At 56.5% G+C, this 26,225-nt stretch carries 19 protein-coding genes; 7 read left to right on the top strand and 12 right to left on the bottom strand.

Features of this window, described 5'->3' with window-relative positions; all coding sequences use genetic code 11:
* Positions 1–257: 257 nt before the first annotated feature.
* The 3 genes from ACN0VM_RS08525 (at position 258) to ACN0VM_RS08515 (ending at position 6,357) form a co-directional block, all read left to right on the top strand.
* Positions 258–1,904 (top strand): amidohydrolase, encoded by a 1,647-nt coding sequence (locus ACN0VM_RS08525; RefSeq protein ID WP_417450444.1) that lies wholly within the window; start codon positions 258–260, stop codon positions 1,902–1,904.
* 103 nt (positions 1,905–2,007) lie between these two features.
* Entirely contained in the window at positions 2,008–3,228 is a 1,221-nt protein-coding gene (locus ACN0VM_RS08520; RefSeq protein WP_417450443.1) for an efflux RND transporter periplasmic adaptor subunit, read from the top strand.
* A 9-nt stretch (positions 3,229–3,237) separates the two neighbouring features.
* Positions 3,238–6,357 (top strand): efflux RND transporter permease subunit, encoded by a 3,120-nt coding sequence (locus tag ACN0VM_RS08515; protein WP_417450442.1) that lies wholly within the window; start codon positions 3,238–3,240, stop codon positions 6,355–6,357.
* On the opposite strand, the gene ACN0VM_RS08510 is transcribed toward ACN0VM_RS08515, so the two are convergent.
* Positions 6,347–7,249: a LysR family transcriptional regulator gene (locus tag ACN0VM_RS08510; protein ID WP_417450441.1), complete on the bottom strand. Its 903-nt coding sequence runs from the start codon at positions 7,247–7,249 to the stop codon at positions 6,347–6,349. The genes ACN0VM_RS08515 and ACN0VM_RS08510 overlap by 11 nt on opposite strands.
* 113 nt (positions 7,250–7,362) lie before the next feature.
* Between ACN0VM_RS08510 and ACN0VM_RS08505 the strand changes: the two genes are divergently transcribed.
* Positions 7,363–8,361 (top strand): aldo/keto reductase, encoded by a 999-nt coding sequence (locus ACN0VM_RS08505; RefSeq protein ID WP_417450440.1) that lies wholly within the window; start codon positions 7,363–7,365, stop codon positions 8,359–8,361.
* 68 nt (positions 8,362–8,429) lie between these two features.
* Here ACN0VM_RS08505 and ACN0VM_RS08500 read toward each other — a convergent pair whose 3' ends face one another.
* From ACN0VM_RS08500 to ACN0VM_RS08480, 5 genes are all read right to left on the bottom strand, one after another.
* The gene (locus tag ACN0VM_RS08500; protein ID WP_417450480.1) at positions 8,430–10,265 is read right to left on the bottom strand and encodes a ribonucleoside-diphosphate reductase subunit alpha; all 1,836 of its coding nucleotides are present in this window, start codon (positions 10,263–10,265) and stop codon (positions 8,430–8,432) included.
* A 350-nt stretch (positions 10,266–10,615) separates the two neighbouring features.
* Positions 10,616–11,569 (bottom strand): acetyl-CoA carboxylase carboxyltransferase subunit alpha, encoded by a 954-nt coding sequence (locus ACN0VM_RS08495; protein ID WP_417450479.1) that lies wholly within the window; start codon positions 11,567–11,569, stop codon positions 10,616–10,618.
* Positions 11,570–11,749: 180 nt separating this feature from the next.
* Positions 11,750–12,658 carry a site-specific tyrosine recombinase XerD gene (locus ACN0VM_RS08490; RefSeq protein WP_417450439.1) on the bottom strand — a complete coding sequence of 303 codons (909 nt, stop codon included), beginning with the start codon at positions 12,656–12,658 and terminating at the stop codon, positions 11,750–11,752.
* A 14-nt stretch (positions 12,659–12,672) separates the two neighbouring features.
* Positions 12,673–14,778 (bottom strand): hypothetical protein, encoded by a 2,106-nt coding sequence (locus ACN0VM_RS08485; protein WP_417450438.1) that lies wholly within the window; start codon positions 14,776–14,778, stop codon positions 12,673–12,675.
* Positions 14,759–14,899, bottom strand: coding sequence for a hypothetical protein (locus ACN0VM_RS08480; RefSeq protein ID WP_417450437.1), 141 nt, complete (start codon positions 14,897–14,899; stop codon positions 14,759–14,761). The genes ACN0VM_RS08485 and ACN0VM_RS08480 overlap by 20 nt, the downstream gene beginning before the upstream one ends.
* Before the next feature lie 235 nt (positions 14,900–15,134).
* On the opposite strand from ACN0VM_RS08480, the gene ACN0VM_RS08475 reads away from it, so the two are divergent.
* Genes ACN0VM_RS08475 through ACN0VM_RS08465 form a run of 3 tightly spaced genes read left to right on the top strand, consistent with a single transcriptional unit; the run spans position 15,135 to position 18,182 of the window.
* Positions 15,135–15,710 (top strand): shikimate kinase, encoded by a 576-nt coding sequence (locus ACN0VM_RS08475; RefSeq protein ID WP_417450436.1) that lies wholly within the window; start codon positions 15,135–15,137, stop codon positions 15,708–15,710.
* On the top strand, positions 15,707–16,828 hold the full coding sequence (gene aroB, locus ACN0VM_RS08470; protein WP_417450435.1) for a 3-dehydroquinate synthase: 1,122 nt from the start codon (positions 15,707–15,709) through the stop codon (positions 16,826–16,828). Before ACN0VM_RS08475 ends, aroB begins: the two co-directional genes overlap by 4 nt.
* Positions 16,829–16,871: 43 nt before the next feature.
* Positions 16,872–18,182 (top strand): HlyC/CorC family transporter, encoded by a 1,311-nt coding sequence (locus ACN0VM_RS08465; protein WP_417450434.1) that lies wholly within the window; start codon positions 16,872–16,874, stop codon positions 18,180–18,182.
* Positions 18,183–18,587: 405 nt separating this feature from the next.
* On the opposite strand, the gene htpG is transcribed toward ACN0VM_RS08465, so the two are convergent.
* The 6 genes from htpG to ACN0VM_RS08435 all read right to left on the bottom strand — a co-directional run bounded on the left by htpG (position 18,588) and on the right by ACN0VM_RS08435 (position 26,097).
* On the bottom strand, positions 18,588–20,471 hold the full coding sequence (htpG, locus tag ACN0VM_RS08460; protein WP_417450433.1) for a molecular chaperone HtpG: 1,884 nt from the start codon (positions 20,469–20,471) through the stop codon (positions 18,588–18,590).
* A 114-nt stretch (positions 20,472–20,585) separates the two neighbouring features.
* Complete coding sequence (locus ACN0VM_RS08455) at positions 20,586–21,581, bottom strand: DUF4340 domain-containing protein (RefSeq protein WP_417450432.1); 996 nt, start codon at positions 21,579–21,581, stop codon at positions 20,586–20,588.
* A gap of 111 nt (positions 21,582–21,692) precedes the next feature.
* Positions 21,693–23,522 carry a GldG family protein gene (locus tag ACN0VM_RS08450; RefSeq protein WP_417450431.1) on the bottom strand — a complete coding sequence of 610 codons (1,830 nt, stop codon included), beginning with the start codon at positions 23,520–23,522 and terminating at the stop codon, positions 21,693–21,695.
* A 23-nt stretch (positions 23,523–23,545) separates the two neighbouring features.
* Positions 23,546–24,283, bottom strand: coding sequence for an ABC transporter permease (locus ACN0VM_RS08445; protein WP_417450430.1), 738 nt, complete (start codon positions 24,281–24,283; stop codon positions 23,546–23,548).
* A complete protein-coding gene (locus ACN0VM_RS08440; protein WP_417450429.1) occupies positions 24,280–25,263 on the bottom strand; it encodes an ABC transporter ATP-binding protein in 984 nt (327 codons plus the stop codon). Before ACN0VM_RS08440 ends, ACN0VM_RS08445 begins: the two co-directional genes overlap by 4 nt.
* Positions 25,264–25,410: 147 nt before the next feature.
* Entirely contained in the window at positions 25,411–26,097 is a 687-nt protein-coding gene (locus tag ACN0VM_RS08435; protein WP_417450428.1) for a glutathione S-transferase N-terminal domain-containing protein, read from the bottom strand.
* Positions 26,098–26,225: the final 128 nt, after the last annotated feature.

Raw genomic sequence — 26,225 nt, 5'->3', positions numbered from 1 at the left:
GAAGCGGCAGTATAGCCCCTCAATTTGTGCAAAGAAACGCTCAATACACCATATTTGGTAGAAAAAAGACTTGCCAGCCATATGGCCACGGCAACCTCCGGCATGAATCAGCGGAACTGCTCGCTTTATGTCATGTGAACGCCGCTGGGAAATTTCGGGCAGCTATTGTATGAAGTTTGGGTGACCGCATATCGGGCGTGGTCATCTGTGCTGTGTAGGACGCCCATCACCACACTTTGCTTTCGGGGGAACAGCATATGATCACACGCCGCACCTTTCATGCCCAAATGGGCGGTCTCGCGCTTTTGCCCATGGTCAGTATGGAAAAGCCGGACCTTATCCTGCACGGCGGCACCATCATCACCTCCAATCCGGCGATGCCCCGCGCGGAAGCCGTCGCCATCAGCGGTGGCCACATCACAGCCATTGGCAGCAATGACGACGTGATGCATCTCGCGAGCCCGCTGAGCAAAAAGATCAACCTCATAGGCAAAACCGTCCTGCCCGGCTTCATTGATGCACACAGCCATCCAGCTTATTCTGGCGTTATGCACCTCTTTCAAGTTGACTGTGACCTGCGTTCCATCGCCGCGATCAAAGACGCTATACGCGCCGCTGCCGCGCAGAAGGCACCGGGAGAATGGGTGCTTGGCTTCAAATATGACGACACTAAAACGGCCGAAGGACGTTTCCTAACCCGCGCCGATCTTGATGAAGCTGCGCCAGACCACCCGGTTTTCATCTCACACCGTGGCGGCCACACCGGTTTCGTAAATTCACTAGCGCTCAAGATGGCTGGTATTGACGGCAGCACGCCAGACCCCGAAGGCGGCAGATTCGACCGCACAGATGGCCAGTTGAACGGTCGACTGCTGGAAACCGGGGCCAGCGCGGTTGAAGCCTTTATCCCCAAGGGTCACACACGGGAACAGCACCGTGACGGTGTGGCGCTGATCTCCAAAATGCTGGCAAAATCCGGCATCACATCCGTGACAGACGCCTACGGCAGCCGTGATGATTTCGTCGCCTATACCGACGCCTATCAGGCGGGCGTGCTGGGCACCCGCATCTATTGCATGATTGGCCACTTCGATATCGACCGCATGATCGACGCGGGCCTCAGGACAGGCTTTGGCGATGAATGGGTGCGACTTGGCGGCATGAAAGCCACTTGTGATGGCTCTATTTCAGAGCGCACCGCACGGCTTTCCGCGCCATACATCGGCCGCCCGGACGACTATGGCATCATCGTCACGCCGGACGACAAACTTTATGAATTGGCCCGCAAAGCCCACGCCGCCGGATGGCAGGTTGGCATCCACGCCAACGGCGATGTCGCGGTGGATATCACGCTGGGCATCTATGAACGCCTGCAAAAGGAAATGCCAAAGGCGGATCCACGCTTCCGGCTAGAGCACTGCACCGTTATCAACAATGACCTCGTGCGCCGGATCGCCGCGCTAGGCGCTATTCCGACGCCTTTCTCAACATATGTTTATTTCCATGGCGAAAAGATGGGCGAATACGGCAAGGAAAGGCTCAACCATATGTTTGCACTCAGAAGCTTTCTCGACGCTGGCATCAAGGTCACACAGTCGTCCGACTACCCGCCTGGCCCCTATGAACCCATGATGGCACTGCAATCAAGTGTCACCCGCACCGACATGAAAGGCTCCCTGTGGGGACCAAAGCAGCGCATCACCGTGGAGGAAGCAATCAAGATAGGAACGATCCACGGCGCTTACGCTTCGTATGAAGAAAAGATCAAAGGTTCGCTGGAAGTCGGCAAGTTGGCGGACATCGTGGTGTTGGACGAAGACCCGACAAAAGCAGACCCGTTCAGTCTTGTCGACATTCCGGTAGAGCGCACTATGGTTGGCGGCAAATGGGTTTTTGAAAGCTAGGTCATGCAAACCGCCGGAATCTGCTGGTACAGTCTGACAATTATTGCAAATGCGACGTATTATGATATGGGTTTCTTGAAAATCAGAGGGAGACATTTCAGTGGTGGAAACCGAAACAGCCCCTCATGAGGGTGAAAAAAGCAGCGTGCGAACCTTGAGACCTGTCGCCACCGCCCTGTTGAGCTTGCTGATCATCGGTATCGCGGCTGCGCTGATTTTTGTCATCTATAGCAGCGAACCAAAAGCTGAGCGGGAAACCGCGACCCGTGAAACTGCCATGCTGGTGGATGTCGTGCCTGTCGAGCGAGGTATCTACACCCCGCAGATCACCGGGCTTGGAACTGTCACGGCAGCACAGGACATTGAGCTGCGTCCGCGCGTCGCAGGCCGTGTGATGGAGGTATCCGACAACTTCATTCCCGGCGGTTTTGTCAAGAAGGGACAAACCCTGCTCAGCCTGGATAATGCCGATTATCACCACAGGGTCCGGCAACAGGAAGGCCTTCTCAAGGAAGCGCAAAGCGCGCTGGCGCAGGAACAGGGTAGAGGTAATATTGCCAAGCGCGATTTTGAAGTTCTGAGCAAAAACATGGAAGGGGCAGACAGCGCCCTCGCCTTGAGGGAACCACAACGGGACGCTGCTGAAGCGGCGCTTATGGCGGCACGCGCAGCCCTCGATCAAGCGAAGCTGGACCTCGAGCGGACCGATGTCACCGCACCTTTTGATGCTCAAATCATCACCCGGGGAGCCAATGTCGGATCAGAAGTTGACCCCGGCACCATGTTGGCGCGGCTTGTCGGCACGGAAGAATATCATGTTATCGTGACAGTCCCCCTGACTAAACTGAAACAGATTGCCATTCCGCAGCAGGGTAAAGCTGGTGCGCGGGTGGAAATCAGTGACCGCGCAGCCTGGCCTGACGGTATATCCAGAGAAGGGGAAATCCTCAGCCTGATCGGCTCCACGGACCCGCAGACACGGCTTGCCCGCATTCTCGTCAGCGTCCGGGACCCGCTATCCCGCAGCGGCGACAACAGCTTGCCAATACTGATCGTTGGATCAATCGTGCAAGCAAAAATCAGCGGCAAACCACTTAGCGATGTGGTGCGGATCGATCGGGACCACCTCAGGCAGGGGGACACTGTCTGGGTGATGCAGGAAAGCAACCTTGATGTGCGCCCGGTAACCGTCGCCTTCAAAGACACCGCCTATGCTTATATCAGCAGCGGTCTGAACACAGGTGACCTCATCGTCACCAGCAACCTCGCCACGGTTACGGACGGGGCGCCGCTCCGGACCGCAAGCACCACACAAGGTGAATAGGAGAGGCGCATGAGCCAGCACCAGGACCCTGTCGACGAGCGCGGCCCGATTGCATGGATGGCCAAAAATGCTGTCGCGGCCAACCTGGCGATGATGATCCTGCTTGTGGGCGGCATTTGGTCTGCGCTGAATATTCAGAAAGAGGTTTTCCCCCAATTTGATCTCGATATTGTCACGGTTAGTGTCTCCTACCCCGGCGCTGCGCCAAGCGAAGTGGAAAGCGGTATCCTGCAACCGATCGAGGAGGCGGTCCGGCAGGTAGAAGGCATCCGGGAGGTCACATCCGAAGCCCGTGAAGGCAGCGGGCGTATCGACGTGGAACTTGTTACCGGTACCGACCGGATGAAAGCCTTTCAGGATATTGATCAGGCCATTGCGCGCATCCGCACCTTTCCAGAGGAAGTCGACAATCCTGAGGTCCGCCTTCAAGGCCGCCAGCAAGAAGCCATGCAGCTTGGCCTTTATGGCCCTGTCGATACCTGGACAATGCGTAAACTTTCCGAGCGTCTCAGAGACCAGTTATTGAACGACCCCAATATCACGCAGGTTGAGCTTGGCAATGTGCCGGGATACATCACCCACGTCGAGATCCCTGCCCAAACCTTGCGCACCTACGGCCTGACCTTGCCCGAAGTTGCTGACATCATCAGCCAGTCAAGCCAGGACGTGCCCGCAGGCGCCGTGAACACCTATGACGGGGTCATCCTTCTCCGCATGCAGGAACGCCGCGTATGGGCAGAGCAATTTGCCGATATTGAAGTGATCGCAAGCGACACTGGCGCCACCTTGCGCTTAGGCGACATCGCCACTATTCGGGACGGTTTCGAGGAAGGCAATTTCCACTCCCGTTTCAACGGTGTGCCTTCTGTTGAGCTTGAGGTTTACCGTACCGGCACCCAGTCCCCGCTTGAGATCGAGGAAAGCGTGCAGGCGGTCATGGCAGAGTTTGAACACACCATGCCGCCCGGCGTAGAATGGCGTATCGACAGCAACAACGCCGAGGAATACCGCGACCGCCTGTATCTCCTTCTGGAAAATGGCGCACTGTCCATTTTTATCGTGCTTGCCATCCTGTCGCTGTTTCTTGCCCCGCGGTTGGCCTTTTGGGTGATGATGGGCATGACCATCTCTTTTGTTGGCGGCATCCTGTTCCTGCCCGCTTTCGGTGTCAGCATCAACATGATCTCAATGTTCGGTTTTCTGGTCGCACTCGGCATTGTCGTCGATGACGCTATCGTGGTGGGGGAGAACACATTCGAGGCACGAAAAAAATACAGCAACCCGCTCAAGGCCGCGATCGTGGGCGCGCGGTCAATTGCCATGCCTGTGACGTTTTCGATCCTCACCAATGTGATCGCGTTTATCCCGCTTCTCTTCATCCCGGGCGAAACCGGAAAATTCTGGTGGCCGCTGCCCGTGGTCGTGATGACGGTGCTGATCATCTCGCTGATGGAAGCACTTTTTATCCTGCCGGCCCACCTGGCCCATGTGGAGAAAAACAAAACCGAAAACCGGGTGATGAAAATTATCAAGGACAGGCAAAGTGCCTTCGCCAACCGGTTTGACCGGTTTGTCCGCACACACTACAGCCGCTTCCTTGATGCCTGCCTGCGCAACCGCTACGTGACGGTGACTTTCGCGCTGGCACTTCTCGCGGTTGCAGGCAGCTACGCGCGCAGTGACCACATGGGCATGGTCATGATGCCTGAAGTTGCCGCAGACGAGATTGAGGCTGGTGTTTCCCTGCCGGTTGGCACGACACCGGCACAGGCCGGCAAGATGGCGCTGGAACTGACCGCTGCCACGCGGAAAATGTATGAAGAACATAACCTGCATGAGGTGGCCGAAGGCATAAAAACCAATGTACGCGGCCAGAATTTTATCGATATAGAGATTGTCATGCGCCCACCGGGGGAACGTGACATGACCGCCAAGCAGGTCATTGAGCTATGGCGCGATGAGATCGGCGATGTGCAGGGCGTGGACCAGATCACTTTCGAGGCGGAGCGCGGCCCCGGTGGCTGGCGCTCCGATATCAGCGTTGATCTCAGCCACAATGACATCAACGTGCTGGCAGATGCAAGTCAGTCACTGGTGCAGATCATGCAAAGCTTCGCGGGAACTGCCGATGTTAACGACAACTATAACGCCGGCAACAAACGCATGGACTTCCGTCTGCGCCCGGAAGGGCGCGCACTTGGGCTAACCCCTGAGGATGTCGGCGAGCAGCTCCGCGGGGCCTTTTTCGGCGCCCTCGCTGTGCGGCAGTTACGCGGCACCAACGAGACAGAAGTGCGGGTAAAATTGCCCGAGGCGGAACGTAACGATATCGACAGTATCGAGAATTTCGTCATCCGCACACCAAGCGGCACCGAGGTACCGCTGATGGACGTGACAGAGCTTGAGTATACCGAGGCCTTCAGCAGCATAACACGCCGCAACGGCAGGCGGGTCGTCACTGTTTCAGCAGATGTGGAGCCGAAGCGGCAGATTGTGCAAGTTGTCGCTGCACTGACCAGCGACGTACTGCCCCAGCTTCAAGCCGATTACCCCGGCCTAACCTGGAGCTTTCAGGGCAGTCAGGCGGAAATGCGACGCTCAACGCAGGCGCTGTGGGGCGGCTTTGGCTTGGCCATTTTTGTGATCTATGCCCTGCTCGCGGTCGCGTTTAAAAGCTATGCTCAGCCTTTTATTGTACTGTGCGCTATCCCCTTTGGTATCATCGGCGCGGTAATCGGCCATATTATCATGGGCTTTGATCTGTCCCTCATCAGCCTGATGGGCATTGTGGCTCTCTCGGGCGTGGTGGTGAATGACAGCCTGATCATGACAGACTTTGCTAACAAACACCGGGGCGACTATAGCGCGCACGACGCCATCCACATGGCAGGGCTCAGGCGCTTCCGGCCTATCATTCTCACTACATTGACCACCTTCGGCGGACTGACGCCAATCCTGATGGAGACAACGTTGCAGGCGCAGCACCTGATCCCCATGGCGATATCGCTAGGCTTCGGGATCGTGTTCGCCACATCCATTATCCTGATTCTCGTACCATGCCTGTATATGATGCTTGAAGACATCAAGGCACTGCGGAATGGCCGCGTCATGCCGCGCACTAGCGCGTGACGGCTGTCCATTCGCGCACGAAGGCAATAAATGCTGCGAGTGCAGCCGGCGGCTGCCGGCGGCTTGGGTAGTAAAGGTAGGGCCCTGTGAAACTTGGCAGCCAGTCCGGCATCAGGTTTACAAGCCTGCCTTCATCAATCAAGCGACGTACATACCCTTCAAAAGTCGCCAGATAACCAACCCCGTCCAGCGCGGCGTCAATCAAGACCCGGCTGTCAGTGGAAGTGAAAGGCCCCTTCGGTTTGATGCTGACAGTGCGGCTATCCTTCTCAAACTCCCACGCATGTTGTACATGGTTGCGAAAGCGCACCGACAATAATGGCTTGTCAAGTAGGTCCGAAGGCTCCCGTGGCAGGCCATGTCTGGCAATACATTCAGGCGACGCGACAATCACAAAGCGTTCGCGCGGTCCAAGAGAAATGGCGATCATGTCCTGTGCCAGGCTTTCCTCCCAGCGAACGCCGGCATCAAAGCCCTCACTGACAATATCCACAAAAGTGGCGTCGGTGACGATCTCCAGTTCTACGCCTGGGTGCTTGTGCAGAAATGGCGCAACCATAGGCGCCAGCACAAGGTGCGCCGCAGGGGGTGGTGCATTGATGCGCAGCCTGCCGGTGATTCTGTGTTGCCGGGTGCGAATGTCCTCAAGGGCGTCTGCGACATCGCGAAGGGCTGGGGCAAGCCGCGCGGCAAGCCTTTCGCCATATTCCGTAGGGGATACGCTGCGGGTTGTGCGGTTAAGCAGGCGCACCCCAAGCCGCGCCTCGAGGTCCTTCATGCGCTGGCTGACAAGCGACGCTGACAAACGCAGTTCCGCGGCGGCACGCCGGAAGTTTCGGTGCCGGGCAACCGCTTGAAATATCGCCATGTCTCGTAGGTCTATGTCGTTCATTGTTTAAAATACCGAACAAAGCATCCTGCATTATCTGGATTATTGCGACAACGGGCAAGCCCTATATTGCACTCCAGAACACTGGAGCCTGTCACGACACGAAGGAGCACAATATGGATACTCGCAAACTTGGAACAAATGGCCCGACGACCTCCGCCATCGGACTTGGCTGCATGGGCATGTCGGCGCTCTACGGCCCGGCTGACCGGGACGAAAGTCTTGCCACCCTCGCCAAAGCCACAGAGTCCGGCATTACCCTGCTCGATACGGGCGATTTTTATGCCATGGGGCACAATGAAATGCTGATCGGCGAAGCACTAAGAACGCTCGACCGCGAAAAACTGCTCTTGAGTGTGAAATTTGGCGCGCTGCGTGGCCCTGCTGGTGAATGGTTTGGCTATGATAGCCGTCCTGAAGCCGTCAAAAACTTCATCGCTTATAGCCTGCAGCGATTGGGCGTGGATTATATCGATATTTATCGCCCGGCACGCCTTGACCCCAACGTACCCATTGAGGATACGATCGGGGCCATCGGTGACCTGGTGGATGCTGGCTACGTGCGCCATATCGGGTTATCGGAGGTCGGCAGCGACACCATTCGCCGTGCGGCAAGCGAACGACCGATCAGCGACCTGCAGATTGAGTATTCGCTGATCTCCAAAGGTATTGAAGATAACATTCTCCCTACCTGCCGCGACCTTGGCGTCGGCATCACTGCCTATGGCGTACTTTCGAGAGGCCTCATCAGCGGCCATTGGTCAAAGGCTCGCTCCGGGGAGGGAGATTTCCGCGCCATGAGCCCTCGCTTCCAGAAAGAAAACCTCGACAAGAACCTCGCACTTGTGGACCGCATCCGCACAATTGCGGACCGCCTTGGCGCAAGCGTGGCACAGGTCGTCATTGCCTGGGTGGCGGCGCAAGGGGACAATATCGTGCCGCTTGTGGGGGCCCGCAAGCGCGAGCGTCTCGCCGAGGCCCTCGGTGCGCTTGATGTAACACTTTCGGAAGATGACCTTGCAGCCCTCCGGGACGCGACACCAGCGAAAGATGTGGCTGGTGAACGCTACCCAGCAGCGCAACTAGCGCATATGGACAGCGAAAAGAACGCCTAAGCCCTCCCAGCGAAAAAAGCACCCCCGGTCACATGGCCAGAGGTGCTTTTATTCAGTACGCTGTCACTCTATTGACAGGCGAGGCATTCTTCGTAGTCGGTCGTGCCGCCACCAAGCTGTAGCTGCACCTCGGGTTTCTCGCGTTTTTTATGCGAGCCCGTGGCCACGACTTCCGCGCGCTTGATTGACTTTGAGCGACAGTAATAAAGGCTCTTGAGGCCTTTGCTCCATGCCTGAAAGTGGATCTGGTGCAGGTCGCGTTTGTGCACATTCGCCGGCAGGAAGATATTCACCGACTGCGCCTGAGAGATATATTGCGCACGGTCAGCCGCAAGCTCCACCACCCAGCGCTGGTCAAGCTCAAACGCGGTCTTGAACACGTCCTTCTCATCCTGCGTCAGGAAATCAAGATGCTGGACCGAGCCCTCGTTAATGGTGATTGAGGTCCAGATATCGTCGGTGTTATGGCCTTTTTCATCAAGCAGTTTCCTAAGCGCACGGTTGTGCACGATGAAGTTGCCCGACAGCGTTTTCTGGTTATAGCTGTTGGCCGCGATCGGCTCGATCCCCGGGCTTGCGCCCCCACAAATGGTCGAGATCGACGCCGTCGGCGCAATCGCCGTCTTGTTCGAGAAACGCTGCATGATGCCATAGTCTGCCGCATCCGGGCATGGCCCACGCTCATACGCCAACGCTTCTGATGCCGCATCAACCTTTGTCTGGATCAGTTTGAAGATTTTTTTGTTCCAGGCCTTCGCCATCGCGCTTTCAAACGGGATCATATTGTCCTGCAGGAAGCTATGGAAGCCCATCACACCAAGACCAACCGAGCGTTCGCGCATCGCACTGTAGCGCGCTTTGGCCATCTCGTCCGGCGCGCGGTCGATAAAGTCCTGCAGCACGTTATCAAGGAAACGCATCACGTCCGGAATGAAATGCTCGTGGTCCTTCCATTCCTTGTAATGCTCAAGGTTGAGGGACGACAGGCAGCACACAGCCGTGCGTTCGTTGCCAAGATGGTCTATCCCGGTCGGAAGCGTGATTTCCGCGCACAGGTTCGAGGTCTTGACCGTCAGGCCAGCAAGCTTGTGATGCTCAGGGATCTGGCGGTTTACGGTGTCGTTATAGATGATATAGGGCTCACCGGTCTCAACCCGCGCGGTCAGGATACGTATCCACAGGCTGCGCGCCGATACCGTGCGCACCACATGGCCGTCCTTCGGGCTTGTCAGTGCCCATTCCTCGTTGGCTTCCACCGCCCGCATAAAGGCATCAGACACCAGCACACCGTGGTGCAGGTTTGGGGTTTTGCGGTTCGGGTCACCGCCCGTGGGCCGACGAAGCTCGGTAAACTCTTCAATCTCAGGGTGGCTTACCGGCAGGTAGATTGCGGCGGAACCACGACGGAGCGACCCTTGGGAGATGGCAAGGGTCAGGCTGTCCATCACACGAACGAAGGGCACAATCCCGCTCGTTTTGCCGACACCGCCAACTGTCTCACCGATAGAACGCAAGTTGCCCCAATAGGAACCAATGCCGCCGCCCTTGGACGCAAGCCACACATTTTCGGTCCACAAACCAACGATGCTATCAAGCTTGTCCTGCGCTTCGTTGAGGAAACAACTGATCGGCAGGCCACGATTGGTACCACCGTTCGAGAGAACAGGTGTCGCCGGCATGAACCACAGGTTGGAGATATAATCATAGAGCCGTTGAGAATGCTCTTTGTCGTCACCATAAAATGATGCAACCCGCGCGAACAGATCCTGATAGCTTTCGCCCGGCATCAAATACCGGTCTTCAAGCGTTGCTTTGCCAAATTCTGTAAGGAGTGCATCGCGGCCGCGGTCCACCTCGACCGCGCCACCGTGTCCAAACTGAGTGACTTCAAACATTGTGCCCATATCTCCCTTGACCGCCCTAGCCACGCGGCGCTGACTCCTTTCCTGCATCGAGAACAGCCCAAGTGTGCCCGATTACGGAACAAAAGTCGAACATGTCAACTTTTTACATATATTTCAGTAACTTACTAGAGGCCTCGGCCGTGATCCCCCGTCCGAGTCGCCGCTGTGAAGCAAGGTGCGTAGGATAAGATCGAAATGAGGTTTTCGTCAAGATAAAGTGGGAAGAAAGTTTAACCCCACTAAATCTAGTGATTTACGCCAAGTGACACCAAGGGGTGCGCCACCGGGAGCAAGGCTGATTACAGGATCAGATCACCGGAAACCCAGCATAGACCGTGAGTCGTGACAGTTTAAAGACTCCGGGTACCCATCGAAAGGAATTTTTCGCGGCGCAACTGCTTGAGGCGCGCGCCGTCTACACCGGCCATATCCCGTAGCGACCGTTCAAGGCCGTCGCCCAGCAAGTTCATGGCGCGCTCGCGGTCACGGTGAGCACCGCCAAGAGGCTCCGGCACAATTTCATCAATGACAGCGAGTTTGAGCAGGTCCTGAGCAGTGATCTTGAGCGCATTGGCGGCGTCGCCAGCCTTCTCGTTTGTGCGCCAAAGGATGGAAGCGCAGCCCTCGGGCGAAATAACAGAATAGATTGCGTGTTCCATCATCAGCACACGGTTGGCGGCCGCAATAGCAACGGCACCGCCCGAACCACCTTCACCAACGATACAGGTAACCAGCGGAACTTCTATATCGAGGCAACAATCCGTTGAGCGCGCGATGGCTTCAGCCTGGCCGCGTTCCTCAGCGCCCACGCCAGGGTAGGCCCCAGAGGTATCTACAAGCGTCAGCACGGGCAGGCCAAAGCGGTCGGCCAGTTCCATCAGACGGATCGCCTTCCGGTAACCTTCAGGGCGCGCCATACCGAAGTTATGCTTGATGCGGCTTTCGGTATCCCAGCCCTTCTCATGGCCCATCACTACACAAGCCTCACCACGGAAACGCGCAAGACCCGCCAGCAGGGCCTGATCTTCGCCAAAGGCACGATCACCGGCAAGCGGGGTGAAATCTTCAAAAAGATGCTCAACAATGTCGCCAAAGTGCGGGCGTTCAGGGTGGCGGGCCACCTGAATTTTCTGCTGTGGCGTCAGGTCCGCGTAGGTTTCCTTAAGCAGTTTGCCCAGCTTGCTTTCAAGCTGGCCAACTTCGGCTGTCAGGTCCACATCCCCTGCACCGCCTTTGAAGCTCCTGAGTTCGCGTATTTTGCCTTCAAGTTCGGCAATAGGTTTTTCAAACTCGAGAAACGTCATCATATCTTTAGCACCTGTATGTTTTGGCGACTGTTCCATGATCTATAGTAAACCACGATTTACCAAGGCGCGCAAAATCCTTGATGAGATCGCCATTGTCAAGCTTTGTCCATTCCTATCACACATAAGCATAAACGCTACGGATTCCAAGCCTTTGGCGGGGAAGCTCTTTTTGGGCCATCAGCCGTCACTCAACGGGTGTTTGGTCAGCACAAGGCTCTTGAGCCGTTCCTCCAGCACATGAGTGTAGATCTGTGTCGTTGAAATGTCGGCGTGCCCCAGCATCTGTTGCACCGCGCGCAGGTCGGCACCGTGTGCCAAAAGGTGTGTCGCAAACGCGTGCCTTAGCTTGTGTGGGCTGACCGCCGATGGCATTACACCTGCAGCGACCGCCAGATCCTTGAGAAGCTGGCCGACCCGCCGACGGGTGAGGTGGCCCTCCGCACCGGAGCTAGGAAACAGGAAGGCCGAGCGCTCCGCCCCCTTAGGCGAGGCGTCATCGACAGCTTGTGTATAGGCCACCAGCGCGCGGCGGGCTTTCCCGCCCAGCGGCACCATACGTTCACGCCCGCCCTTGCCACGCACCATGATCATCGCACTGTCGGGGCCAACCGCGCGACGCGGCAGGCCCACAAGTTCACTGATCCGAAGGCCGGTCGCATAAAGCGTTTCCACAAGTGCATGCAGCCTGAGTGCTTCCGGCTTGCCGCTCGCCGTTTGTGCTTCCGCCGTATCCAGCAGGCGGTCAACATCGTTTTCGGACAACACCTTCGGCAAAGGCTGTGCCTGCCGCGGGCTTTCGATGTTCTTCGCCGGGTTATCGCTGCGGATACCGTCACTATAGAGGAAAAGATAAAACTGCCTGAGTGCTGACAGCCGCCGCGCTACCGTACCGGCCTTCATACCCCGCCGGCGCAATCCGGCCAGATAGGTCCGCAGATCCTCCGCTGAGGCAAATTCAAGTTTGGTCGCGGCATGCTCGCAAAAGTCATCAAGATCACGACGGTAAGCCATCAAGCTGTTAGCTGCCCGCCCCTTTTCCGCGGCAAGCATCTCCAGAAACCCGTCGATCAAACCTGCGTCAGACATGATGTCCGCCCGCCCTAAAGACCCTGCTGCACGAGAATTTCGGCCGCCAACTGATGCGCTTCTGCTTCAAAACCCATATCCTTGAGTGTGCCCACAAGCGACCCCGCGAGTGAGGCAGGCACATCACCTTCGCCCATCAAACGGTAAGCTGCCAGCAGCACACCGGCTTTATCATCGTTTCGGGCGGCACGCAGGAAGGCGCGCCACGGCCCGACAGACACCTCTGAGCCCTGAATGCGCACGGGGCCATCATCAAGCGCGTCCCAAAGATGCTCCGGCACTTCGGCACCAAGTCCTTCAAGTGTCGCATAAAGCAGGCCTGCGTGTAAAAAGCGCTCTTCATTGCTGGCCTGCCCCTGCCACCACGCATCAAGTCTGGCATCTGTCACCTCAGGAGCAGAGACAATACCGCCCGCAACCACCAGCGGCCAGCTATCCAGCAACACATCATCTTCTGTCGGCTTCTCGCCTGCCACATTGGCACGCACGTCGGTAAAGGCACGCGCTGCCACATCCCTGTTACCTGACAGAAGTGCAGCCCGGATTATCAAATCCTGCGGTTTTTTGGCCAACACGGGCACACCCGCCGATATGGTCTGGGCAGTACCCCGGGTAAGCGATCGCTGCCAAAGGCTGCGAAGCGCGGCTTCCCGTTCATCCGGGTTGGCACTGTTGGCAGCGAGAGTGGCAAGCACCACGTCTATCTCAAAACGATCATCGGTCCCCGCCAACTCAAAGGCGGCCATGCCTTCGTCCTGACTGACATCCAATGTCTGCACAAACACGGCGAAGCGCTCGCCCGAAATCCACCCGTGTTTAAGCGCTTCACCTATAAGAGTTATTTTCGCAGCCTGTGTCACACCGGGCAAACTGAGGATGGCATCAACCGCCAGAGGGTTCACCTCTTCAAGCGACAACTCAGGCACGCTAACCTTTGCCAACCGTGCCATCGTCACCTCAAGCACGTCGACCTGCAACGAGGACGATAGAGACGGTGCCCGAATCAGCACTGCACCAGCCTGCTGTTCGGCTTCAATCAGAATTTGGTCAAGTAATGCATAGAAGGTCGGTTTAACAGCAGCGGCTTCTTCCAGGATACCGAGCTGGAAATCCACACCGCGGCGGTCACCGCGTACTGCACGACAGAAAGCGGCAATCCGCAGCCAGTAAGGGTCTCCGTCGGCACCGCGCTGCTCGCTCGCAAGCGAGCAGGTGTCATCAATACGGCCTGAGAGTAAATACCCATTGGCAACGTGACGAGCAATCCCGCTCCAATCACGGTCGGTGGGCAGACGGCTCAGCAGCGCCAGATAGCCATCATGGTCACCGTAGGCTGCTAGCAAATTCAATCTGGCGTCGACAAAACTGTCAATCGCGGCTTCATCTACCGGGGCGGGCAACACAAAGCCCGAAAGCGCAATCTTGCGCGCGGCGCTGTTCAGCGCGCTCGATGAAGAAGGAGTTTGCAAGCTCTGTAGCGCAGCCTGCACATAATCACGGGACCTGCCTGCCCAGAAATCACGGGGGAAACCCTTGTCAGCCGCCAACACAGCAGTACCGGATGGGTCAATCCTTGCAAGCTCACCCATGGTTATTGGCGTGCCATCTGCGTAGGCCTGGCCCGTCGGTGTTGGTCCCAACTGGCCTATTTTCGGCATTTTGCCGTTCACACTATCAGGATTATCCGGCAAAGAAGACGACGGCAAACCCAGCTCAAGGTCTGCAGTACCGGTCCGTAGGCCGCTGTCATCCGCCTGCACCAGACCATCAACCGGCGTCAGGTCGCGATCAGCGGACGTCCCGACCGAAGGTACTGGCACCTCGACACTGCCTCGCGGGACGTAAGGCTGGGGTAGGATAGACCTTGGACTGCCAAGGGCAGGACCCACTTGACGCTTCAAAGCAGGGGCGCGGCCGAGATAATAGAGGCGGCGGGCTTCAGCTTGTTTTGCTGCGCTAGCTGTCTCCGCATCTTCAGCAACTTGAGCCTGAGGGTCGTCAGGTTGCTCCTCGTCCTGAAAGGCTGTCACCGGGACGCCAAAAACCAGCACGGACGCGAGAACCGCCCCCATTATTGTCGCGTTCAGGCGCAACCTCCTGTCAGGATGGGAAACGGTCATTGCTTAGCGTTTTGCTCACTTTTTCAGAAGGGGCGGGAATATCCCAAGTCATGAGGAAAACCGTACCGACGGCAACAGCTACAAGGCCGAAAAGCACCAAAATTTTTGTCAACTTTGACATGAACCACCCTTTTTACCCGACAAGCCGCTACGCGCGGCCAAATATCCTGCATGTGTTTATAAGCTGCCAAATTCGCCAAGTCCAGCCATGCATCACATTGTGCGCACCTAACCGGGATACACTTTGTATGGAAATTGAAGCATCTTCACTGTTGGCCGTTTTTGAGGCGAAAATATGAAACTGGTTTCGATAAAAACCGTTGGCGAAGCCTCGTCCCGCGTGTAAACACCGTGGCATGAAACACAAAACTGCAAATCAGGCGGCAAGGCAGCAAACTGAAGCGAGTGGGGAACGCACCATCGTGCTCGTTGGGCTGATGGGTGCGGGCAAGACCACTGTCGGACGGCGGCTTGCAAAAAGACTGGGCTTGCCATTTGTGGACTCAGATCACGAAATAGAAAAAGCAGCCGGCATGTCTGTCGCCGAAATTTTTGAATGTTTTGGTGAGGAGGATTTCCGCTCCGGTGAACGCCGCGTCATTAGCCGCTTGCTGGACGGGAAACCCCAGATCGTTGCCACCGGCGGCGGTGCCTTCATCAATGACGAGACCCGCGCGCTGATCAAGGAAAAAGGCACTTCGATCTGGCTTGACGCCGATATTGACGTGCTGGTGGAACGCACCGCCCGGCGCGATACACGTCCGCTTTTGAAAACCGGCGACCCCCGGGAAATTCTCGGGCGCCTTGCCGCCGAGCGAGCACCTTTTTATGCAGAAGCAGACCTGCGTATCGCCTCAAGCGACGGCCCGCATGACGATGTGGTCGAACGTATCGTTGACGCGCTTCGGTCGCGGGGGAGCACCACCATATGACCGAGAACAGAGGCATCCTGCACACCGTACCGGTGGCGCTTGGCAAGCGGTCCTATGATATTGTGATCGGCGACGGGCTTCTGGAGAGCCTCGGCGCACACGTTACCCCAGTTATTCGTCAGAAACGTGTGACGATCATCACGGATGAGAATGTGGCTGCCCTGCACCTTGAAGCTGCCCGCAAGGCGCTTGAAAATGCAGGCATCCGGGTTGATGACGTTATCCTGCCTGCTGGCGAGGCGACGAAATCCTACAGCCAGTTAGGCGCGCTCCTCGACACGCTTCTGGCATTGGGTGTTGAGCGCAAGGACACACTTCTGGCGCTTGGTGGCGGCGTGATTGGTGACATCACAGGTTTTGCGGCGGCTGTTTTGCGGCGAGGGATAGACTTCATTCAGGTTCCCACCAGTCTGCTCGCCCAGGTTGACAGCTCTGTCGGCGGCAAAACCGGCATCAACACGAGTTTTGGTAAAAACCTTATCGGTGCCTTTTACCAGCCACGCCGGGTGATCATTGATATCAAACTGCTCGCCACGCTGCCGCGCCGGGAGCTGTTGGCGGGTTATGCGGAAGTGGTGAAATACGGCCTGATCGACAACCCGGCTTTCTTCTCCTGGCTTGAAGAAAACGGCACCGCCGTCACCGATGGTGATGCACATGCTCAAGCCTATGCGGTGGCAGAAAGTTGCAAGGCCAAGGCCCGCATTGTGGCGGAAGACGAATTTGAGGCGGGCAAACGCGCGCTGCTGAACCTTGGCCATACCTTCGGTCACGCACTTGAGGCCGAATGCGGCTATGACGGCACGCTCTTGCACGGCGAAGGCGTTGCCATCGGCATGATGATGGCACTTGAGCTGAGCATGCGCATGGGGCTGGCGAACCCGGCTGACCTTGCTCGCGCCTCTGGCCATCTCGAGGCTGTGGGCCTGAAGACAAAAGCCGCCCATATTGGCCGTGAACTGGACGCAGACAAGCTGCTCTCACACATGGCGCAGGATAAAAAAGTCGACGCTGGCGAGATCGTTTTCATTCTTGGACCCATCGGCGGAGCCGCGACACGCAAAGGCATAGACCTTGATCTTGTGCGTCAGGTTCTCCATTCTTCGATCAAGGGTTAGGGCTTACCGCCGCCATCATTACCGATAACCGGAGCAGACAACCATGGACGTGGCCACCGACGCCGCATCACTTTTTGATACGGACTTCTGGATCACCACCGGCATCATCTTCGTGCTCCTGGGCATGTCAGGCTTTTTCTCGGGGTCCGAGACAGCGCTGACAGCTGCCAGCCGGGCGCGTATCCACCATATGGCCAAGGACGGCAATAAAGGAGCGAAACGGGTTGCCAAGCTGATCGAAGACCCGGAACGGCTAATTGGTGCCATTCTTCTTGGAAACAACCTGGTCAATATTCTGGCATCTGCGCTGGCAACCAGCCTGCTGATGCGCGTGGTCGGGGAACAGGGAGTGGTTTATGCCACGCTGGTGATGACCGCGCTTGTCCTGATTTTCGCCGAGGTCCTGCCAAAATCATACGCCATCGCCAACCCGGACCGCATGGCACTGACGGTGGCGTTGCCCATTCGCATCATTGTCTCGCTGTTTGCGCCTGTGGTGCATATGGTACGGGTGATCGTGCGTCTGACCTTGCGCCTTTTTGGCGTCGATATCTCCAACATTGAAAGTGCCCTGACCGCGCACGAGGAAATTCGCGGCACCATCGACCTGCACCGCAAGGAAGGCGGGCTTGTCAAGGAAGACACCCATATGCTGGGCTCGATCCTCGATCTTGACGAGATCACCATTGAGGATGTCATGGTACACCGCTCCTCCATGCACGCGATTGATATCAAACTGAACCAGGACGTGATCATCACGCAAGTAGTGCGCAGCCAATATACCCGCCTGCCTGTTTATGACGGTGATCCGGAGAATATTGTCGGTGTTCTGCACGCCAAGGACGTACTGCGCGCCATTCGCCGGGCCGGTGGTCAGAAGCACCGCTTCAATGTGCGCCGTATTATGGTCAAGCCATGGTTTGTACCCGAGACAACCACGCTGAAGGAACAACTGAACGCGTTTCTTGAACGCAAGACCCACTTCGCGCTGGTTGTGGACGAATACGGCGCCATTCAGGGCCTTGTAACCCTTGAAGATATTCTTGAGGAAATCGTTGGCGATATCGCGGACGAGCATGATTTTGAAGTGCCCGGCGTACGGGCCTTGCCGGACGGCGCGGTCCAGGTAGAAGGCACCGTAAGCCTGCGTGACCTCAATCGCATGATGGACTGGCACCTGCCGGACGAAGAAGCCACTACGATTGCGGGCCTTGTTATTCATGAAGCGGAAACCATCCCGATTGTAGGCAGGAAATACAAATTTCACGGGTTCCAGTTCGAAATTACGGCGCGCAAGCGTAACCAGATAACCGGGCTCAAGATCCGCAAGGTTGCGCAAGGGGCGAAAGCCTGAAATATCAGATGAAATAAACTAATGTGGCTTGAAGCCGGATGGCGGCATCCCACATCTTGTCATGCCTCAAATGGTTGAGGTTTTTTGGAGACAAGATGAAATGTCCACAACTGGTAAAATGTCAAAAACTGCTTCCACGACAAACGTGAAAAAAGCTGGCCCTGCCGCTGGCAAACCTGCCCAAGGCCCAGCCAAAGGCGGCAAGAAGTAACAGGCATTTTGCTGATGGACTGACCAAGGCCCGCGCCTCCTCAACGCAGTGTACTGTGTAAGAGTTGAGAGACGCCCCGGCCCGGTAGCATAGCAAAGCAACCGGGCATCAGCCCAAAAGTCAAAGCTAGACAAAAGGAAAGGCCCCGGACGGCATGCCGGGGCCTTTCTGCATTTTGAGTTGTTATATCCTGGTTAAACCAAACCCCGCTCCAGCGCGCTGGACAGGCGGCGAGCGAAGGCGGCGGTGTCATCGAGCGGGTCGCCTTCAAGGATTTTTGCCTGATCGAGGATAAGCCATACCGCATCACCAAGCGCGTCGATCGCGCCCTTCTCGGCTGCCTTGTCGGCCAGTTTGCGGATCATTGGGTGCGACGGGTTGACTTCCAGAATTTTGGCCGACATCGCATCAAGTTGCTTGTGCGCCTTCAGGATGCGTTCCATGTGCATGTCCATGCCGGTGTCGTCGGCCACGAGACATGCCGCTGTTTCTGTCAACCGGTCAGACGTGCGCACTTCCTTGATCTTGTCGCCCAGCACTTCTTTCATCAAAGTCGCAAGCGTGGCCATCTGACCTTCACTTGCGCTGTCCTTTTTCTCTTCCGTTTTGTCGTCGCCCGCGATGTCCTTCAACTCGCTTGCACCCCGGGTGATGGATTTAAACGGCTTGCCCTCAAAGTCGGTGACCATCTGCAGCCAGAAGTCATCCACCGCGTCCGACAGCAGCAGCACTTCAATACCCTTGGCGCGGAAGCCCTCAAGCTGCGGGCTTTTCTTAACCGCATCGGCATCTGTTCCGGTAACGTAATAAATTGCTGTCTGTTTGTCTTTCATGCGCGTGACGTAGTCTGCCAGGGTTGTCCAGCCGTCTACGCCTGTGGATTTGAAACGGGCGAGCTTGAGGATATCGTCGCGGCGCTCGAAGTCCTCATAAAGACCTTCCTTGATCACTGCACCAAATTCGTTCCAGATAGAGAGGAACTTTTCTGTGTCCTTCTCGGCCATCTTCTCAAATACCGAAAGCACCTTTTTGGTGATCGCCTTCGACATGCGCGTAACCGTGGGGTTGTTTTGCAGCATTTCACGGCTGACATTGAGCGGCAGGTCCTGGCTGTCGACCACACCGCGCATGAAACGAAGCCAGCCCGGCAGCAGGTCGTCGCTGTCGTCAGTGATGAAGACACGCTTGACATACAGTTTCACCCGGTTTTTACGCGCAGGATCAAACAGGTCCATCGGCTGCTGCGACGGCACAAACAGGAGCACGGTATATTCCTGCATGCCCTCGGCTTTATAGTGCAGCGTGTAGGCGGGCTCATCAAAGCCGTGACCTACATGACGGTAAAACTCGGTATATTGTTCGTCACTGATGTCGGACTTTGGCCGTGTCCAGATCGCCGAGCCTTCATTGACGACCTTCGGCTCCGCCGCTTCCTCGTCACCGCCAAGAATGGTAAGCATGATCGGCACGGCGATGTGGTCGCTGTAGGTCTTGACGATGGTTTGCAGGCGGTGACGCTCCAGAAACTCGGCAGCGTCTTCTTTGATATGCAGCACAATTTCGGTGCCCGCAGTCTCTTTTTCCGCAGGTGATATCTCATAGGCGCCCAGCCCGTCACTGCTCCATAGCCAAGCTTCTTTATCGCCTGCTTTTTTCGTCGTGACACGTACCTTGTCGGCAACCATGAAGACGGAATAGAAACCGACACCAAACTGGCCGATAAGCTGCACATCTTTTTTGCTGTCGCCCGTCAACTGGTCAACAAAGTTAGCGGTACCGGAGCGCGCGATGGTGCCAAGGTTGGCGATCAGGTCATCACGGTTCATACCGATGCCATTGTCCGCGACAGTGATGGTCTTGGCGTCCGGGTCTACGGTGATGGAGATGCCAAAGTCACCCGACGCGAGATCAGCGTTGGTTTGCGCTTCATAGCGCAGTTTGTCGCACGCGTCGGACGCGTTTGAAATCAGCTCCCGCAGGAATATCTCACGCTCGGAATACACCGAATGCACCATCATGTGCAGCAGGCGCGATACTTCCGCCTCAAAGCCCATTTTTTCCGTTTTTACGTCAGACATCGTTACCCTCAGTTTGTTTTTGTAAACTTCATTTTGGCCGTATGCGCGTTCGCGAACACGCTCGTTGCTGCCCCCTCATTTAGGGACAGTCGCGCCCACGTCAAGGGGCAGGCATTATTCTTCTGTCGGCTTGCCCGCGAGGAAATCCGCGCGTTTGCGCAGCAATACCTTGGCGTCATAATCACTCAGCTTGAAAAGCCAGCCGCGGGTGCGCTCGATGATGGCTGCGGCTTCAGCCGCCCCATCCGCAGGCGCCGCCGGTAGTGTCCCGCTCTCGCCTTCATCGGCGTGGTCTGCGTCATAGTCAGCGCTTACCTGTGCCCACACCGCGCCGCTGATTTCAAAAAGCGTCAGTCTGACAGCCAAACCGTCGTATGTTTCCGCGCTGAGTGCCCCCACCGGATCAGTCAGGGGGTTGCCCATCTTGCGCACATCGTCAAAATTCAGATTTGACAACACACGCGCCGGGTCGCGCAATTGCCAATCAGCTTGCGCTATTTCACCTTCCACAAGGTCAGCAATAACGTACTTGCTGTCACCCAGTGGGCGCTCAAGCCGAATATCGCCGTATGAAATGCGCGAGAAGCGGTTTTCCGCAACATCAAGAACCTCTGCATCCAGCCACCAGGCCGGGTCAGCCGACGTGTTGGCAAGACCGGAGACAAGCCAGCTACGGGTATCCTTTTTTTGGAAAATATATGTCAAAGAACGACCATTGGGACTGTCTTTGCGTGTCCCCATCTGGAAAGACAGCAAGGCGTTGTCATCGCTGTCCAGCACCTTGATGGCAAGCGCGTCGTCGCCCAGACCAAGTTTGTCGAAACGCTGTTCGTTTGACGTCTTTGGTTCGCGCCGCTCAGACAGTGCCAGCCCGCGCAGAAAGTCATTCACGACTGCCCTGTCGGCTTTATAGCCGTCGCGTTCAATTACGCGCCACTCACCCCCCACCTTGTTCAGATGGGTTGTGGTGTCACCTTGCCCCACAGCAATGCCCGCGGCATCATTGATGCGATCAGCAAGGCCTTCAAATGTAGCTTCACCTCGCGCGCCCTGATCCCGCGCGGGGTCTTCACCGAACATGACCCAGATCGCGCCAAGAATAGCGATCAAAGTCATATATCCTAAAATGTTGGTCAGTCTTTGAGACATGCCTAACCTTTTTGTCTTCCCTGTTTACAGGCTCAATTTATTGGCCCAACTGATACTGTAAAATGCCGGGGCTTATACCCGACGACGCCGCACATATACACGGATGAGCGCAAACACGATAAGAAGAAGTGGCACAGCGACGATATTGATTGCTGCCAACCAGCCTCCCAGTGCTTCAATATCAACCCGCAGACTGCGGTTCACTTCCCTAAGCGCCTTGCGCGTTTCGAGGAGGCGAGCACGAAAACCCTCCTTTTCGGCTTCCGTATCGGAGGAGATAACCTGCCCGCTGTCACCTTCTGAGGCTTCGATCTCCGCAAGCCGGTCTTCCATCGCCGTCAACTCATCCTGCAGGCGCTGTTCTTCCGCGAGATATTTGGCCTCCGCCTCGCGGCGCAACTTGTCCACGACCTCAAACGGCCGTTTCGAAATACCGCGGCCACGAAGCGCCAAAAGCGCCTCCGAACCGGCAATATGATCGGCAAGGTTCAGCACAAAACTGCCGTTGCCCGCAAGCGGCACCACAATGCGCTGACCAAGGAGCTCCTGCAGTTGCACCCAGAAACGGTCATCGAATATGTCGGTATCGCTAGCGACAACAAGATTGATGTCGCCTTGTGTGACGGCAGGGTCTGCGCTTGGCGCACCTTCGCCGCTCGCGCGCTCTGCAAAGGCAGTCTGTGCCGGTCCAGCCACCCGGGCAGCGAGCGTATAGCTCTGACCCGCAGGCTCAAGATCCCGCAACAAGGCGTCCGGATCCGGCATGCCGACAGCCCGCCCTGCATCATAAAGCATGGCGACGGAACTTGTGCTCATCAGCGGCGTGAACGTCGTGGATGCGCCATCGATATGTTCCAACACACCAGCACTGGCAACGTTGATATTGTCAACCGCGCCCGTGACCACATCTTCCTTGTTGAGGAAGTCGCCACTGACCGACAGCCAGAAGATATAATCTTTCACGGAATCCGGGCCGTACCCGCCCATCTGCACGCGCTGCGCCTGTGCGGCATCGCCGACAACCTTGCCTTCAGGCATGGTCACGCCCCAGGCGCCAAGCAGGGGACCAAGGCTTGAAGCATTGGGAGCAGTTGCCCGGGGGTCCATCGCTTCAGAATGCGGATCAAGGAACACAAGCGCCCGGCCACCCTTCAACACATACTGATCAATGGCAAAAAGCTGGTCCTCGTTCAGCGCAGGTGGATGCACCACCAACAGCACTTCTGTCTCCGCCGGGAGCTCCGTGAACTCGGCGTCAACCAGTTCCACCGTAAAAAACTCTTCCAGCTGTTCATAGATCACATAGGGTTGGGAGCGCCCCTGCATCATCGCCTGAGGGCCGCCGGGGCCAAATTGCATTGGCAGTTGTGTCAGCACGGCAAGACGCGGCCGTGGCTCGGTATCGAGGCTCGCCATCAGTTTAACGAGATCGTATTCGAGGAACTGCTCCCGCTCCTCGGAGAAAAAGGGAATAGCCCCTTCACCGTCAAGCGCATTACTAGCCGTAAGGCCAATGTAAAGCGTGGACCGGTCCATGAGAGGCAATCCCTTGAGGCCGGCCGCAACAGCTTCATCCTCGGCTTCCGAGAACGGCTCCGGGTCCACAATCGAAAGATGGACCTTGCCTGGATTTTCTGCCGTAAAGGCGCGCAGCATATCTTCCACCCGCTTGCCATAGCTCAGCAGTTGCGGGTATGGGGTCGCGAGCGAACGGGAAAAGTAGAACGTCAGCGTGACGGGTTCATCAAGGCTTTTCAGCACATCCCGCGTACCGTCCGACAGCGTGTAAAGCCCTTCATCTGTAAGGTCGAGCTTGACCGCCCGCAGGTAGCGATCCGCCAAAACGGTCAGGGACAAAAACAGCAACACAACCAGTGTGATCTGGACGGCAGTTTTATTCATAAAACTATTCTCTGCTTTCGCCATTAACCTGCCTCCCGCTTGCTTTCGATCACGATGCGACCGACCCATAACCACAGCGCAATGACCGCGATGAAATAGAACGCATCAGACAACACGACAACACCCTTTTGCAGGTTATTGAAATGGGTAAGGAACGACAGGTTGGCAACGGCTTCAACCACCGGGTCCGGCGCCCAGCCGGTAAACAGATCAAGCACCATGGGCAGCCCTGACACAAGGAATAGAAAACACACTGTGACGGCCAGGATAAACGCAACCACCTGATTTTTTGTCGTCGCCGACAGGGCGCTACCGATGGCGAGATAAGCCGATGCCATCAGGAGCGAGCCAAGATAGCCTGTTGCAATAACGCCGTTATCAGGCGACCCCAGCCAGTTTACTGTTATCCATATGGGAAAAGTCAAAGCCAAAGCGACAGCGGCAAAGGCCACAGCGGCCAAAAATTTGCCGAGCACTACAGCCGCAACCGGAACCGGCAGCGTCAGCAAAAGTTCGAAAGTGCCGCTTTTACGCTCTTCCGCCCACAGCCTCATGGCCACAGCGGGCATCAAAAACAGATACAGCCAGGGCTGATACGTAAAGAACGCAACAAGGTCGGCCTGTTCCCGCTGATAGAATTGCCCGATATAAAACGTAAACAATCCCTGCATTACCAGGAAGATCACGAGGAAGACATAAGCGACAGGGGTTGCGAAATAACTGGCAAACTCGCGGCGGAAAATGGTCATGACCGGTTTCATGCGTGGCCCTCCTTTTCGCTATGATTTTTCCCTTGATACCCGTCACTTTCGGTTGCCTGTCGGAAGACATCATCTAGGCGCCCCGGATCGACCGAAAACTGGCTGACTTGCCAGTTGCTGACCGCCGCAATATCACCGATTGACTCTGATATATCAACATTTCCGGCAGACAGAACCGTCAGGCGCATTTTATCGCCTTCGCTTGCCGCCTCAATTTTTGCGACCCCTCCAATACGTTTAAGCGCGGACGCGACACGTTCGGCATTTTCCCCCGGCACCAGCATGGTAACCGCGTTACGGTACTTCGAGCGGGCACGCAGTTCAGACGGCGTGCCATCTGCTACAATGTGACCCTTGTTGATGATGATCGCCCGGTGGCACAGCGCATCAACCTCCTCAAGGATATGGGTAGAGATAATGATGGCACGGTCGACCGACATGGCTTCGATCAGGCGCCGGACTTCAAACTTCTGGTTGGGATCAAGCCCATCGGTGGGTTCATCCAGTATCAGCACGTCAGGTGCATGGAGGATGGCCGCCGCCAGCCCTACTCTGCGTTTGAACCCTTTCGACAGTGTCTCGATGCGCTGTTCCATCACATCATGCAGGTGCACAGCGCCTGCCGCACTCTCCACAACATCGGCAACCTCCTGCCGGGGGATCGCGTGCGACGCGGCGATAAACGAAAGAAATTCCCGCGTGGTCATCTCACCGTAAAGCGGTGCACCTTCCGGCAGATAACCAATGCGCGCCCTTGCAGCAACATTACCCGTGGTAACGGTTTCACCGCAAACCACAGCACAACCGGATGTCGGCGCCAGAAAACCTGTCAGCATTTTCATGGTTGTACTTTTACCGGCACCGTTCGGCCCGAGGAAACCCAACACCTCGCCCTTTCTGACCTGCAGTGAAATATTATCCACTGCCATAAAAGCACCGAAGTGTTTGGTAAGCTCTCTGGCTTCCAATAAAATTTCCATCAAAACATCCCCCGTCGCCGTGCGGCGATCAGTTTTTCCGCTTGTGTCGCTATACTATACGCGTGCCTGCGCCTTCGCCCGCTAGATAATGCCATAAATCAGCACATGCAAGGCTGAGCACTCACATCAATTGCGGCCACAGGCCTGTCAGGCCGCTCTCGGCATGCTACGCCCATACCCGTCAAACAGCTCAAACATGCGTTCACGCCAGCCATAAAGCGAATCATCCACCTCCAACACCTCAAGGTCGCTGGCGAGATGAACCCAGATGAAACAGCCGAAGACAGCATAATCCAACCATGCAGGCGTCTCTCCCGAAAGATAGTCATTCACTTTCAAGCCAGCCCGAAGCGGCGCAATCGATTTACGGAAAGTTCCAAGCCTGCCGGCCCTGCTGGCTTGGGCCTCTTCAAGCGTGCAGCCGAGAAACTTCTCACGGGTTTCGCGGAAATAGGCGGCGTTTTTAGCGTCAAGGTGGCGGTGGATGTCCGCGACAATCATCGGGAAAATACCACCCAGCAGGGTATGGTCCACCCACGCGTTCAGCACACGCGCCTGCGCCCGTGCGTCCGCACTGCCAAACAACGGCCTGTCAGCGTAGGTGTCATCCAGATAGCAGGCGATGTCGAAGCTTTCCTTGACCCACGTACCATTGTCATTCAGCACCGGTACGGTTTTTGCCGCTGCTGTTTCAAGCGGCTGCTTTTCCAGAAACGTGATCGGCACGCAGTCAAAGTCCAGACCCTTATGCTTCAACATAAGCCGTGACCGCCAGCAAAATGGGCTGAAACGCACGTCACGGTTTTCACCACAAAGTTCAAAGAGTTGCCGCATACCTGATCTCCCATCGTTTAAGCTTTCGGAACAAGGTGCCGCGCGTGAAATGGCTTGTCGAGGGGAAAGTATAGATTTAAGGCCGGATAGAACTGGCCCGACTGCATCAGGGTGCGAAGATGAGGGGG

Origin of the sequence: Kordiimonas sp., assembly GCF_048260245.1 — a bacterium.
Classification (GTDB): Bacteria; Pseudomonadota; Alphaproteobacteria; order Sphingomonadales; family Kordiimonadaceae; genus Kordiimonas.
The sequence above is the reverse complement of the archived record's forward strand: the minus strand, read 5'-3'. Positions and strand labels throughout refer to the sequence as shown.